The following is a 13869-nucleotide window of genomic DNA, read 5'->3' as shown; positions in this document are numbered from 1 at the left end:
CTGAGATGTCTGATACCTGAACTCCGACTGCGCGGTGCTGGAATCATTCCTTGTTTTTTGTCGGGGCTGGCAGGGGGATTGTAGTTGTCCGTCGGGACGCGATCGCAGGCAAGCCAGGCTCCCACAGGATGGCAGGATGTTCGAGAAATGCTTTCGCCCAAGTCGAAGTCCAGCTCAAGCGCCGTTACGACTTGATCCCCAATCTGGTGGCCGTTGCCAAGGGTTATATGGCCCACGAACGCGAAACCCTCGAAACGGTTATCGCTGCGCGCAACGCTGCAGTGGCCGTACTTGAGGCCTCGCAAGCGCAACCGGGCAACGCAAAAAGCATCGAGCCGTTAGGCCAGGCGGACAGCACGCTCAGCGGCGTGGTGGGTCGGTTGAACCTGACGCTGGAGGCCTATCCCGATCTCAAGGCCTCGCAGAACATGCAGCAACTCAGTGAAGAGCTGAGCAGCACCGAAAACAAAGTGAGCTTTGCGCGACAGGCTTACAACGATGCGGTGATGACCTACAACACCCTCAAACAGGGTTTCCCTGCGGTGCTGCTGGCAACCGGTTTCGATCATGGTACCGATGCAGCTCCGCTGAAATTTGCTGACACGCTGGCCATCAAGGTCGCCCCGAAAGTCTCTTTCTAACCCTCGTTACCCAAGGACGGCCCATGAATTTTTTTGAAAATCAACGCAGGGCCAGACGCCAGACGACACGCTTGGTGAACCTGATGATCCTGTCGCTGCTGGCTCTGACAGTCCTCACCAGCCTGCCCTTCGTCTTCTATGGTTTCGAAAATTACCTGAGCGGCACCGGCAGCCTGCTGGATGCGCTCATGGCGATTGCCTCAGGTACCCTCGTGCCTGCGGTGTATGTGTTGCCGGATTTATCGGTAATGTTTTCGGCAGCCTGATCAAGGCAGCAGTGAGTCGCCAACGCGAGTTCCTGGCGGATGCCAGCGCGGTGCAATTCACGCGCAATCCGCAGAGCATCGTCGGCGCCCTGAAAAAAATCGGCGCGCAGGGTTCATCTATCAGTGCTGCCCGAGCCGGTGAGTACAGTCACTTGTATTTCAGCGTGGGCGTCTCGAACCCGCTGAGTCGCCTCTTCGCTACCCACCCGGACCTGAACGAGCGCATCCGGCGGATTGATCCGCACTGGGATGGCAGCTTCACCGTTCGCAATGCCGCTGAGCAAGCAAACGGTCAGCAGTAGAGGCCGACAGGTTCAATGGATTGATTGGCGGAACGAATGCCATCGCTGGCAAGCCAGATCCCAGAGCGGTTCAGCGCCCCTGACTGATCCGCTTTGCGCATCAATCCATACCAACAATGCAATTAACAGATTGTTACACCTGCGCCACTATCCACCCCAATAAAAACCGTGCGCCGCTTCCCCGTAGCGCACGTCATAAAAGCGGTGGAGTACTTTGTCATGACAGCCTCAATCCCACACGGCGGCTCGCGGGCCGGCGCCATTTTCCGGGTGACCTCGGGCAACTTCCTCGAACAGTTCGACTTCTTTCTGTTCGGTTTCTACGCCACCCAGATCGCGGCGGTGTTCTTTCCGGCGAGCAGTGAATTCGCCTCTCTGATGATGACCTTTGCAGTGTTCGGCGCAGGCTTTTTGATGCGCCCACTGGGGGCCATCGTGCTCGGTGCTTACATCGATGACGTCGGTCGCCGCAAAGGGTTGATCGTTACGCTATCGATCATGGCCAGCGGCACGATATTGATCGTGCTGGTGCCCGGATACGAAACCATTGGCCTGTTCGCCCCCGCACTGGTGTTGATCGGACGGCTGCTGCAAGGCTTCTCGGCCGGTGCCGAATTGGGCGGGGTTTCGGTTTATTTGTCCGAAATCGCCACGCCCGGTCGCAAAGGCTTTTTCACCGCTTGGCAGTCGGCCAGCCAGCAAGTGGCAATCATCGTTGCCGCCGCGCTGGGCTACGCGCTGAACGCTTGGATGGCGCCGAACGTGGTTGCCGATTGGGGCTGGCGCATTCCGTTTTTCGTCGGCTGCATGATCGTGCCGTTCATCTTTGTGCTGCGCCGTAACCTGGCCGAAACCGAAGCGTTTGCTGCGCGCAAACACCGTCCGAGCATGGGCGAAGTGTTCCGCACCCTCGGTCAGAACTGGGGCGTCGTGCTCGGCGGGATGCTGATGGTCGCCCTGACCACCACCGCGTTCTATCTGATCACGGTGTACGCGCCGACCTTCGGCAAAACCGTGCTGCACCTGAGCACCTCCGACGCACTGCTGGTGACCTTGCTGGTGGGCGTGTCGAACTTCTTCTGGTTGCCGGTTGGCGGCATGCTGTCCGACCGCATTGGCCGTCGTCCGCTGCTGATCGCCATGTCGCTGCTGGCGCTGGCCACGACTTATCCGGCGCTGTCCTACCTGGTGCACGCTCCGAGTTTCAGCCACATGTTGCTGTCGCTGTTGTGGCTGTCGTTTATCTACGGGATGTACAACGGCGCCATGATTCCAGCCCTCACCGAGATCATGCCCGTGGAGGTGCGCGTCGCCGGTTTCTCTCTGGCCTACAGCCTGGCCACCGCGATTTTTGGCGGTTTCACCCCAGCGATGTCGACCTTCCTGATCCAGTACACCGGCGACAAAGCCGCGCCGGGTTACTGGATGAGCATCGGTGCACTGTGCGCGTTGTGCGCCACCCTCTATCTGTATCGCCGCGCTGGCGGTCGCCTGCAACCTGCCGTCGTTTAAGGAGCGTTTCCCGATGAAAAAACTGTTCACCCTGACCGCCTTCGCCCTCCTCGCTTTCAGCGCCCTGACGCAGGCCGAAGAGCTACGCGTGATGACCTCGGGCGGCTTCACCGCCGCCTACAAAATCCTCGGGCCGAAATTCGCGGCGGCCACCGGCAACACCCTCGACACCACCCTTGGCCCGTCGATGGGCAAGTCCCCGGAGGCGATCCCTAATCGTCTGGCGCGCGGCGAACAGGCCGACGTGGTGATCATGGTCGGCTACGCCCTCGACGACTTGATCAAACAGGGCAAAGTCGACCCAGCGTCACGTGTTGAGCTGGCGGATTCGCGGATCGGCCTGGCAGTGCGCCAGGGCGCGCCGAAACCGGACATCAGCAGCGTCGAAGGCCTGAAGAAAACCCTGCTCGATGCACAGTCGGTGGCCTACTCCGACAGCGCCAGCGGCGTATACATCGAGCAGCAGTTGTTCAAGAAACTGGGCATCGAAGATCAACTGAAACCAAAAGCGAAGATGATCACGAAAATCCCGGTGGGCTCGGTCGTTGCCAGGGGCGATTATCAGTTGGGCTTTCAGCAGGTCAGCGAATTGCTGCCGGTGCCGGGGGTGAGTTTTGTGGCCAGGATTCCTGAGTCGGTGCAATCGGTCACACGATTTGCCGCCGGCATTCCCGTCGGCGCACAGCATCCGCAAGAAGCCAAGGCGCTACTCGCCTACCTCGCCGCACCGGCCGCCCAGGCTGACGTGCAGGCCACCGGGATGGATTCGGTCAAGCGTTGATCGTTGGCGGCTGGACTTTCATTTCCACCACCAGCCGCTCCAGTTCCAACGCCGCCGGGGTCAATGTGCGACCCCGGCGCTTGAGGATACCGACACTGCGCATCACTTGCGGGTCGGTCAATGGCACCCGCGTCAGGATCGGATGATCCGGCCCCGGAAGCGCCATCATCGGTACCGCCGCCACTCCTAGACCGGCCTCCACCAGACCAATCATTGTCGTCACATGCCGCGTTTCGCAGATGCTTTGGCGCTGCGCCACCACACCGTTCAACGCCTGATCGAGCAGAAAGCGATTGCCGGACGTCTTGTCCAGCGAGATGTAATCCTGCCGATAGAACTCATCCCACGTCACGCTGTTGCGTCCGGCCAATGGATGATCACGCCGGCAGGCAACCACATAGCACTCCTGCACAAGCGGTTCAAAATCGACTTTGGCATCCTGCGTGCCCATAAAACTCAATCCAAAATCCGCCTCGCCGTTGACCACTGCGCTGAGGACGTCATGGGCGCTGGAATCGAGCACTTTGACTTTGATTCGCGGGAACTGCTGGTGATAACGGGCAACCACCCGCGGCATGAAGTAGTAAGCGGCGGACGGCACGCAGGCGACAGTGACATGGCCCAATCGGGTCGAGGCAACTTCGCTGATCCCCAGCAACGCCACGTCGAGATCATCCAGCAAACGCTCGACACTGGGCATGAAACCGCGCCCGGCCTGGGTCAGGCTGACTTTGCGGGTGGTGCGTTCGAACAGCTTTACGCCAAGCGCGTCTTCGAGTTTTTCGATGCGCCGGCTCAGCGCTGGTTGCGACAGACGTACGGTGTCGGCGGCCTTGCGGAAACTGCCCTGCTCGACCACGGCGCGAAAGGCTTGCAAGTCGTTGAGATCGAAGTTGATGGCCATGGCGGAACTCGGACGATTGATTCACAAAGGCTATGAATGTAACCAATTGATGCAAATTATTACAGGCTTCACGAAGATTCCCCCGAGAGAAGGGATTGCTCGCGAAGGCAGTGTGTCAACTGACATTTCGTTCAACCGACCCGCCGCTTTCGCGAGCAAGCCCGCTCCCACAGTGGATCTTCAGTGGATTGGAGGTCTGCCTAGACCTTATCCTTGTCGCCCCCGCCGTACCGCTGTCAGGAGTCATTCAATGCCCCATGAAGGCAATCTGTTGCAAGCTGCTGTCGTGTTTCTGTTCGCCGCCGTACTTACCGTGCCACTGGCCAAGCGCCTGCAATTGGGCGCGGTGATCGGTTATCTGCTTGCCGGGGTGATCATCGGCCCGTCGGTGCTGGGCCTGATCGGCAATCCGCAAAGCGTTGCGCATATCTCGGAACTGGGCGTGGTGTTGCTGCTGTTCATCATCGGCCTTGAGTTGTCGCCGCGACGGTTGTGGGTGATGCGCAAATCGGTGTTTGGCGTTGGTCTGGCGCAGGTGCTGCTGACCGCTTCGGTGATTGGCGTGCTGGCGCTTTCGGTCTTCGGTCAGCCGCTCAACAGCGCGATTGTGCTGGGCCTTGGCCTGGCGCTGTCGTCCACCGCGTTCGGCCTGCAAAGCCTGGCTGAACGCAAGGAACTGACCAGCCCTCACGGGCGCCTGGCGTTTGCGATTTTACTGTTTCAGGACATCGCCGCGATCCCGTTGATTGCGCTGGTGCCCATGCTCGCCGGCAGCGCCGAAAACACCAGCAGTGCCGAGAGTCTGAATCACGCGTTACAGGTGCTCGGCGGGATCGCTGTGGTGGTGGTGGGCGGGCGCTACCTGTTGCGTCCGGTGTTCCGTGTGGTGGCGAAAACCGGGTTGCCGGAGGTGTCCACCGCCACGGCGTTGCTGGTGGTGATCGGCACGGCGTGGTTGATGGATCTGGTCGGTGTGTCGATGGCGTTGGGAGCGTTTCTTGCCGGCCTGCTGCTGGCGGATTCGGAGTATCGCCATGAACTGGAAGCGCAGATCGAACCGTTCAAAGGCCTGCTGCTCGGGCTGTTTTTCATCAGTGTGGGCATGGGCGCCAACCTCAGTCTGCTGCTGAACGCGCCGTTCACGGTATTGGGCCTGACGCTGCTGCTGATCGGTTTGAAGCTGCCGTTGCTGTTTGTGGTGGGCCGTCTGGCCGGAGGCTTGAACAAGATCAGTGCCATTCGTCTCGGCATCGTCCTGGCGGCCGGTGGTGAATTTGCCTTTGTGGTGTTCAAGATCGGCCGCGATCAAGGCCTGTTCGAGCCGCGCCTGTATGACTTGCTGGTGCTGACCATCACCCTGTCGATGGCGGTGACGCCGTTGCTGCTGTTGGTCTGCGCACGACTGGTCAGCCCCAAAGTGCAACCGGTGGAGGTGCCGGAAAAATTCCGTGAAATCGAAACCGATGCACCGCGCGTGGTGATCGCGGGCATGGGCCGGATGGGCCAGATCGTGGCGCGGATTCTGCGGGCACAGAACATCAAGTTCGTGGCGCTGGACACCTCGGTGGAAACCATCGAACTGTCGCGCAGTTTCGGCGGCGTGCCGGTGTTTTATGGCGACCCGATGCGCCCGGAAATCCTCAACGCCGCCAAGGTCGGCGAGGCGGAATATTTCGTGATTGCCACGGATGATCCGGACACCAACATCAAGACCGCCGAAGTCGTGCGCAAGCTCTACCCGCACATGAAGATCATCGCCCGGGCGCGTAACCGTCAGCATGTGCACCGCTTGGTGGATATCGGCGCTGAAGCGATTCGAGAGACTTACTATTCGAGCCTGGAAATGAGCCGGCGCACGTTGGTCGGTCTTGGGTTGACACACGCTCAGGCCGATGCGCGGATCAAGCGCTTCAAGCACCACGACGAACAGGTGCTGGAGGCGCAACACGCGGTCTACGACGACGCGGCCAAAGTCCTGCAAACCGCCCAGGAAGCCCGGGCAGAACTGGCACGCTTGTTTGAATCGGATCAGTTGGAAGAAGAATCGCGCCAGGCCTGAGAATCAGGCGCCGCGCGGGCCGCCATCGCGGGCAAGCCCGCTCCCACAGGGTTTCGCGTCGTGTACAGAATGCTGGTACGACTCGATCACTGTGGGAACTGGCTTGCTTAGGTCAGGCCATCTCTAATTCGAGCGCTGGCTCGACTGGTGCCACTTCAAACCGATCCGCCAGAAACGGTGTGATGTCCAGCGGCAAGGGCTCATCGTTGACCAGTTTGTCCAGCAATACACCGGTAATCGCCGAAGTCAGAATGCCGGTGCGAAAATGTCCGCAGGCATTCAGATAGCCCTCCACCCCGCGCATCGGCCCAAGGATCGGCAACTCATCGGGCGACCCCGGACGCAACCCCGCCCAGGTGCGTTTGAGATTGACGTCCTCAAGCTCCGGCAGGCAGCGCACCGCGCCCTGCACCAGCCCGGCGATTTCCGGGTAGGTGGTGGTGACATCGAAGCCTTTGTCTTCGGTGGTGCTACCGATCAGGATCTCGCCGTTGTCCTTTTGCGCCACGTAGCAGTCGCTGGTGGTCAGGCAACCGTTGAGGATCTTCGGCATGCGCTCGGTCAGCAGAATCTGGCCTTTTACCGGTTTTACCGGGATGCGGATACCGGTCGCCCACTCACTCAAATCCGCCGCCCAGGCGCCGCCCGCGTTGATCAGCGTCTTGCAGTGGAACACACCCGCCTCAGTCGTCTGCACGCCGGTCACGCGGGTGCCGTGGTGCAACACGCCCGTGACGTTGGTGTTGACGTAGATGTCCACACCGTTCTGCCGCGCGCCTTCCATGTAGGCATCGGCGAGGCGGAACGGGCTGACCTGGTGATCGCAGAGAAACTCCAGCGCCCCTCGCGCCTCATGGCTGACGCTCGGTTCCGCTTCGCGCAGTGCGGCTTGATCAAGCCAGCGCACCTGATCGGCCAGATGCGCAATGCAGCCGACGATGTGTTCGGCGTAGAGCCGATCCTCGTCGTCATAAATCACGAATTTCAGCCCGGTCTTCTCGAACTTGAAATCCATGCCGTGGTTGTCCTTCAACTCGCGGTGCAACGCCGGGTAAAGCGCGTTGGATTGCAAGGCGAAATCGAAGAACGATTCGGGCAGGATGTGCGGCGTGCTGGCGTCCACCGCCACCGCCGCGCCCTGGGTTTCGCGCTTGCGGTTGGCCGACATCATGCGGAAGAAAATCACCCCGCAGCCAAGCCCTACCGACTCACCGATGGCCCATAAACCGCCGGCCGAAGCGCGGGTCGCGTTGCCCGGACGCTTGGCATCGATCAGCGCGACCTTGAGGTTTTTGCGTTTGGACAATTGATAGGCGCAGGACGCCCCGATTACGCCGCCACCCGCAATGACCACGTCATAGAACTTACTCATGGGAAGCGGCCTCCGTGCCGATATTCTGAAAAGCGGAAAAAGGGATCGGGTCAATCGGGAAACGTGGGCGCAGCCAACCGACGTCCTTGCGCCCGGTGGCCTGGCGCAGTCTGTCACTGCAATAGCCGACGCACATGCGCCCCTGGCAATCGCCCATGCTTACGCGGGTACGCATTTTCAGGCTGGCGATGTCTTGAACACCCTGCTCCAGCGCACGATCGATGTCGGCACGGGTGGCGTGCTCGCAACGGCAGATCACGGTGTCTGGAGCCGGTAGCGCGGTCTGGCCGACGCCTCGTTCGGTATAACGATCCACCGCCGCACGGAAACGCACGATGGCTTTGAGTTTGCCCAGATAACGATCACGGCGCACGCGGGCCAGTTCCTCGTCGAGGACACCACGTTGCAGCAGGATCGACGTCGCGGCGATCTTGCCGGCGAGCATTGCCGCCTCACCACCGCGAATGCCGCCCATGTCGCCGGCCAGATGCACATGCGGTTCGTTGCTTTGCTGCCAGATGTTCGCGTTGGCGCGCAGGTAACCGTCGTCACTGAAGCCGTGCTCCAGGCCCATTTGCTGGCTGAGTTGGGTGCGTGGAATGAATCCGTAGCCGACCGCCAGGGTCTTGGCTTCAAAGCGCTCGACGCGGGACATGTCCGGCTCCCAAGTGGCCGAGTACGGGGCGACGCTGACGCTTTTCAGTTCGCCCTCGCCGTGGGCTTCGACCACGCCCCAACCGTAATTCATCGCGATGCCGTGTAGTTTCAGGTAAGCGAGCATGCTCAAGCCGTCGAGGAACAGTTGCGGCTTGTTCAGCAGCGCCAGGCTCTCGCGGGCGATCTTGCCGAATGCACAAGCCTCATACACCCCCGCAACCTTCACGCCAGAAGCGTGCAACTGAATCGCCACCAGCGGCAGCAACGGCCCGGTGCCGGCGATCACCACCGGCCCCTGCGGCTTGACCACACCACTCTTGATTTGCAATTGCAGGCCGCCAAGCATGATCACTCCCGGCAGCGTCCAACCGGGAAACGGCACGCTGCGTTCATGGCAACCCGCAGCGAGCAGCAATTGCGGGTAGTGGATCTCGTGCAGTTGCTCGTCGCCATCCAGCACCACCAGTGCACGGGTGCCCTCGGCGCCGACCACTCGATGGTTTAGGCGCACGTCGATCAGGCCGGCTTGCTCCTGGAATTCGCCGTGCAGTTTGCCCAGCGCTTCGGCGTAACGCGGCCCCAGATAATCCAGTTGCACGCCATCACGCAGCGGGCCGCGATAGACCACACCGCCCAGGCGCGAAGCTTCTTCGAGCAACGTGCAGCGCACCCCGTGGCGCGCCAGTTCGATGGCCGCTGCCATTCCCGCCGGCCCACCGCCGACGATGACCGGTTGCAGGCTCATACGACCTCCTGCCCGGCGATGCGGTTGACCTGGGTTTCGATCTGCATGCCGTCACGCACCACGGTCTGACAGGCACGGCGTTTGTGCCGGCCATTGATTTTCACCAGGCAGCACTGGCACACGCCCATGCCGCAGTAGGCGCCGCTGATCTGGTCATGATCGTTGCGTGCAATCTGGCGCACACCGAGGGATTGAATAACGCTGAGGACGGTTTCGCCGATGGCGGCGGTGATCGGTTGGCCGTTGATGTGGACGGTCATATCCGCTTGGGCCAAGGGCTGGATATCAAAGGTTCGTTCTAGGCAGTGCATTGCGGTGTTCATCCGTGAAGGTTCGGTTGAGGTTGTGTCAGCTCCTTGCTGCACTACACCGTGTCGACGCGTTTTTTTCTGTGAATAGGGCGTCGACGCGGATACTTCGTCAGCACAGCGAGGTGCGCGACAAGCAATGTAGTTCATTGCTCAGCAAAGGCCTGGATCATTTAAGTTAGGCGAAATCGCCAGGAAAAATATTGATCCAGGCCAGTGAAAGCAGTCGGATTGTTCAACGATCAGTTGGAGAAGACGAACTGCCCTTTGATCTTTTTCGCACCGATGAATCCCAGGTCCGGAAACAGCCGCGTTTTCAGCCAGGCCGCGTAGCCCACTATCGCCAGGGTGATGCCAACGCCGATCAGGGTAGACACCGGGTCTTCATCGAAGCCCTTGAACATGCGCGACAACTGGCTGATCGTCAGGATCACGTAGACGGTGTAAACCGCAGCAATGTTCTTGTAGAAGCCCCACGCGAACAACAAGGGAATGCCGCCCGCCAACAGCATGACTATCAGGGCCATACCCGCACTGACTTCATACAGCAGGAAGAACCCGGCAAAGGCGCCGATCAATGCCTGAATGCAGGTCAGCACCACCAGAATCGTGACCTTGAGTGAATGACGCTCTCTGAGAGCGGGGTCAGGCCGTCCGCCAATCCATGCAGCCAACACCCGATCCTTGACCTTCCCACCCGAGAGCGCCTTGAAGGTTTCGGTTTTGGAGCGGCCAGCGTCGAGCATCTCGACCAGTTGCCGCTTGATTTCCTTCTTGTCCAACGAGCTCATCCTTAACTGACAGTGAAAGCGGCCAATCCACTTCCGCCGGCGATTCTCACCGTTGGTCACCCAGAAAGCAAAAAGCCGCTGCCACCCGAAGGTGGAAGCGGCCCAGGCATAAGCCTCAATCAAGCAATCAGTGCACGAACAGCGCGATCAGGATGATGATCGGGATCGGTACGCCGAGGAAAAACAGCAGAAGTGAGCGCATGGTGATTCTCCCTTTTTAACGGACTGGGGGCAGTGTGGTAGTGGTGGCGTACGTGTCGACTTCAACGTACTCGACCGCATCGCGGCGGCGGCCGCCGAACGTGGCTGCGAGGCTGGCGAAGAACGCACCGGCCAGCAGCGCGATGAACCACCACAGCGACGTCCAGGCAGCGACTTTGGCGGCGGTGTCGGCGGCTTGTTGAGCTTTGACTTTGGCGTCGGCAAGAGCTTTCTGGGTACGGGCGTAGACCTCATCGACACGGCGCTCGGCATCGGCCTGAGTCAGGTTGGTGCGTTGTGCGACCAGTTGCGCAAGGTAGGTACGGTCTTCGGTACTGAGCTGACCGTTGGCCAGGCTTTGCGCGAAGATCCGCGCCACGGCGCCGTGCGCCGCGTCATCGCTGACGGAGGCTGGGCGATCATCACGAAACAGGCTGTCAATGAAGTAGCCATATTGATTGCTGTTGGTGTTTGCCGCCGCAGTACCGGCCGCTTGGGTCATGGCGCTGGCGGCGCCACTTGCCACACTGGCACCGGCTTGCACGCCGCCACTGATGACGCTGCTGACCGAACCGACCACGAGGATCGCCGTCACCAGCGTTGCCACACACCAGGCGAGGAAACCATGGGCGGTGTCACGAAAGTAAACCTCGTCACCGTGCATGTTTGCCCACTTCACCCGCAGGCGACCGGCAATATAACCGCCCATGCCGGAAGCGATGATTTGCGTCACCGCCAACCAGATGATGGTCGAAATGCCCAAGCCCTTGGCGCTGACGCCCTCCCCGGCCCACGGTGAAACGGCAGAGAAACCCAAACCAAAGCCCAGCAGCACCAGAATCATCGACAGGGCCGCGGCCGCCGCGGCACCTGCGAAAATCGCGCCCCAGGACACACCTGAAACGCTGCTGGACTGTTCGTAGGCAGGATAAAGCCCATCAGAGGATCTATTCATTGTTGTTCTGCTCCAGGCATGAAAAATGGTGTTACAACTGGTCACAACGGGAATTGCAGTGACCGTGCCATTCACCAACAACAAATAAATTCTTTATTTTCAATTACTTATAAAAGATGAACTTCTCAGGGCATTGCAATTTGCAAAGTAAGGGATTTTTGTACGGGTTTTATGCATTGGCACTGGCCGCCACAACGCGCCGTTCTGTGCGTTTGTGACAGCCCCTACATGAAAGTTAATTTAAAGCGTGACGGAAATTTCTTGGCAAAATGCTGCGATTCCGTTTGAACCGATCAAGGCCTGCCCTATGACGCGAATTTTGACCATCGAAGACGACGCCGTGACCGCCCGGGAAATCGTCGCCGAACTCAGCAGCCACGGCCTGGACGTGGATTGGGTCGACAATGGCCGCGAAGGCCTCGCGCGCGCCGCCAGTGGTCACTATGACCTGATCACCCTCGACCGCATGCTGCCCGAGCTTGATGGCCTGGCCATCGTCACCACCCTGCGCACCATGGGCGTGGCCACGCCCATTCTGATGATCAGCGCCCTGTCCGATGTCGATGAGCGCGTGCGCGGCTTGCGCGCCGGTGGCGATGACTACCTGACCAAACCGTTCGCCACCGACGAGATGGCGGCACGGGTTGAAGTGTTGCTGCGTCGCCAGCACAGCGGCGCCACCCAGGCAACGACGTTGCAGGTCGCGGACCTTGAGCTGGACCTGATCAGCCACGAAGCACGGCGCGCCGAGCAAGTGCTGACGCTACTGCCGACCGAATACAAGCTGCTGGAATTTCTGATGCGCAACAGCGGGCAGATCCTCTCGCGAATGATGATTTTCGAAGAGGTCTGGGGTTATCACTTCGACCCCGGCACCAACCTGATCGACGTCCACATCGGCCGGTTGCGCAAGAAGATCGACGCTGCGGGCAACGTTCCGCTGATCCGCACGGTACGGGGCTCCGGTTATGTCATTGCCGAACCCGTCTGACGGCTGGCGTTCCTCCAGCAGCCGCTTGCTGGCGCTGTACAGTTCGCTGTTCGTGGCCTGGAGCGCGATCCTCATGGGGGTCATGTATTACGAGGTTTCCGGCTACCTCGACAACCTTGCCAAGCATTCGCTGATGCAACGTCAGCATCTGTTTTCGCACTTTCTCGGCGAACAACTCGAAGAAGCGCTCGCTGCGAGCATGACCTTCGATATTCGCGGTATCGACGCCTACGGGCTGTTCGACACGCACGGCAGGTACCTCGGCGGTGCCTTGCAGCAAATTCCTGAAGGCCTGCCACTGGACGGCAAGATCCACATGCTGGCCAACTGCGCCGATTCCGATGATCCGACCCTGCCGGCCGACAGCTGCGACGCCGTCGCGACGCAAACCCGCGACGGACGCTGGCTGGTCCTGCTGCGTGACAACGGCTCGCTGTTCGCGGTAACGCGGATCATCCTGCACGCGCTGTTCTGGGGCGTGTCACTGACGATTTTGCCGGGGATTGCCGGTTGGCACTTGCTGCGGCGCCGGCCATTGCGGCGCATTCGTGCGATTCAGGACAGCGCGCAAGCCATTGTCGCCGGTGACCTGACCCACCGCTTGCCGCTGTCCAATCGCCGTGATGAGCTGGACATGCTCGCCGCCATCGTCAACGCCATGCTTGAGCGCATCGAACGGCTGATGAATGAAGTCAAAGGCGTGTGCGACAACATTGCCCATGATCTGCGCACGCCATTGACCCGACTGCGGGCGCAGTTGTATCGCATCCAGCAGCAGGCCGGTGAAGGCTCGCCAGAAGCGGCGCAACTGGACCTGGTATTGGCCGAGGCCGATACGCTGATGGCGCGGTTTCGCGGGTTGTTGCGGATTTCCGAATTGGAGGATCGCCAGCGACGCTCAGGGTTTGTCGAGCTTGACCCGGTCTTGCTGCTGGAAGAACTGCACGCGTTTTACCTGCCGCTGGCAGAAGAAGGCGAGCTGCGTTTCGTGCTGAACATGCCGCAGACCCTGCCCCCGCTCAATGGCGACCGAGCGTTGTTGTTCGAAGCTTTGGCGAATCTGCTGAGCAACTCGATCAAGTTCACGCCGGCCGGCGGCACGGTGATGTTGCGTGGCGTGAATGATGCCGGGCACACGCGCATCGAAGTACACGACTCAGGACCGGGAATCCCGGAGGCCGAGCGTGAGGCGGTGTTCCAGCGTTTCTACCGCGCCGAGGGTGGGCAACCGCAGAGTGGCTTTGGCCTTGGGCTGTCGATCGTCGCGGCGATTGTCAGCTTGCATGGCTTCCATCTCGAGGTGGGCAGCAGTGATTTGGCTGGGGCAAAACTGGTGCTCGATTGCCGGCAGCGTTTGATCACTAATGCCTGACATTCACCCTCT

Annotated in this window: 14 protein-coding genes; 8 read left to right on the top strand and 6 right to left on the bottom strand. The window is 60.4% G+C overall.

Features of this window, described 5'->3' with window-relative positions; translation table 11 throughout:
• Positions 1–128 precede the first annotated feature (128 nt).
• The 5 genes from ACIOWA_RS07805 (at position 129) to ACIOWA_RS07785 (ending at position 3502) form a co-directional block, all read left to right on the top strand.
• Complete coding sequence (locus ACIOWA_RS07805; RefSeq protein ID WP_401159124.1) at positions 129–641, top strand: LemA family protein; 513 nt, start codon at positions 129–131, stop codon at positions 639–641.
• Positions 642–664: 23 nt separating this feature from the next.
• Positions 665–907: a hypothetical protein gene (locus tag ACIOWA_RS07800; RefSeq protein WP_339464555.1), complete on the top strand. Its 243-nt coding sequence runs from the start codon at positions 665–667 to the stop codon at positions 905–907.
• Between the two features lie 11 nt (positions 908–918).
• The gene (locus ACIOWA_RS07795) at positions 919–1209 is read left to right on the top strand and encodes a M48 family metalloprotease (protein WP_401159121.1); all 291 of its coding nucleotides are present in this window, start codon (positions 919–921) and stop codon (positions 1207–1209) included.
• Between the two features lie 219 nt (positions 1210–1428).
• Positions 1429–2721: an MFS transporter gene (locus ACIOWA_RS07790; RefSeq protein WP_339433826.1), complete on the top strand. Its 1293-nt coding sequence runs from the start codon at positions 1429–1431 to the stop codon at positions 2719–2721.
• Between the two features lie 13 nt (positions 2722–2734).
• Complete coding sequence (locus tag ACIOWA_RS07785) at positions 2735–3502, top strand: substrate-binding domain-containing protein (protein ID WP_339433827.1); 768 nt, start codon at positions 2735–2737, stop codon at positions 3500–3502.
• Here ACIOWA_RS07785 and ACIOWA_RS07780 read toward each other — a convergent pair.
• Positions 3492–4406, bottom strand: coding sequence for a LysR family transcriptional regulator (locus ACIOWA_RS07780; RefSeq protein ID WP_339464557.1), 915 nt, complete (start codon positions 4404–4406; stop codon positions 3492–3494). The two genes, ACIOWA_RS07785 and ACIOWA_RS07780, sit on opposite strands and share 11 nt — an antisense overlap.
• 250 nt (positions 4407–4656) lie before the next feature.
• Here ACIOWA_RS07780 and ACIOWA_RS07775 point away from each other — a divergent pair, with 250 nt between their 5' ends.
• Positions 4657–6465, top strand: coding sequence for a monovalent cation:proton antiporter-2 (CPA2) family protein (locus ACIOWA_RS07775; protein WP_339433829.1), 1809 nt, complete (start codon positions 4657–4659; stop codon positions 6463–6465).
• Between the two features lie 112 nt (positions 6466–6577).
• On the opposite strand, the gene hcnC is transcribed toward ACIOWA_RS07775, so the two are convergent.
• The 5 genes from hcnC to ACIOWA_RS07750 all read right to left on the bottom strand — a co-directional run bounded on the left by hcnC (position 6578) and on the right by ACIOWA_RS07750 (position 11494).
• A complete protein-coding gene (gene hcnC / locus ACIOWA_RS07770) occupies positions 6578–7837 on the bottom strand; it encodes a cyanide-forming glycine dehydrogenase subunit HcnC (protein WP_339433830.1) in 1260 nt (419 codons plus the stop codon).
• Positions 7830–9239 (bottom strand): cyanide-forming glycine dehydrogenase subunit HcnB, encoded by a 1410-nt coding sequence (hcnB, locus tag ACIOWA_RS07765; RefSeq protein WP_401159118.1) that lies wholly within the window; start codon positions 9237–9239, stop codon positions 7830–7832. The genes hcnC and hcnB overlap by 8 nt, the downstream gene beginning before the upstream one ends.
• The gene (locus ACIOWA_RS07760; RefSeq protein ID WP_339433832.1) at positions 9236–9550 is read right to left on the bottom strand and encodes a (2Fe-2S)-binding protein; all 315 of its coding nucleotides are present in this window, start codon (positions 9548–9550) and stop codon (positions 9236–9238) included. The genes hcnB and ACIOWA_RS07760 overlap by 4 nt, the downstream gene beginning before the upstream one ends.
• Before the next feature lie 239 nt (positions 9551–9789).
• Positions 9790–10338: a hypothetical protein gene (locus ACIOWA_RS07755; protein ID WP_401159115.1), complete on the bottom strand. Its 549-nt coding sequence runs from the start codon at positions 10336–10338 to the stop codon at positions 9790–9792.
• Between the two features lie 217 nt (positions 10339–10555).
• A complete protein-coding gene (locus tag ACIOWA_RS07750) occupies positions 10556–11494 on the bottom strand; it encodes a hypothetical protein (protein WP_401159113.1) in 939 nt (312 codons plus the stop codon).
• Positions 11495–11801: 307 nt separating this feature from the next.
• On the opposite strand from ACIOWA_RS07750, the gene ACIOWA_RS07745 reads away from it, so the two are divergent.
• Positions 11802–12485, top strand: coding sequence for a response regulator transcription factor (locus ACIOWA_RS07745; protein WP_221734329.1), 684 nt, complete (start codon positions 11802–11804; stop codon positions 12483–12485).
• Positions 12463–13857, top strand: a complete 1395-nt coding sequence (locus tag ACIOWA_RS07740; RefSeq protein WP_339433835.1) for a HAMP domain-containing sensor histidine kinase — start codon at positions 12463–12465, stop codon at positions 13855–13857. The genes ACIOWA_RS07745 and ACIOWA_RS07740 overlap by 23 nt, the downstream gene beginning before the upstream one ends.
• Positions 13858–13869 lie beyond the last annotated feature (12 nt).

Origin of the sequence: Pseudomonas sp. NPDC087614 (genome assembly GCF_044743485.1) — a bacterium.
GTDB classification, from domain to species: domain Bacteria; phylum Pseudomonadota; class Gammaproteobacteria; order Pseudomonadales; family Pseudomonadaceae; genus Aquipseudomonas; species Aquipseudomonas baetica_A.
Note: the sequence above shows the minus strand (reverse complement) of the source record. Positions and strands in the feature narration are given on the sequence as shown.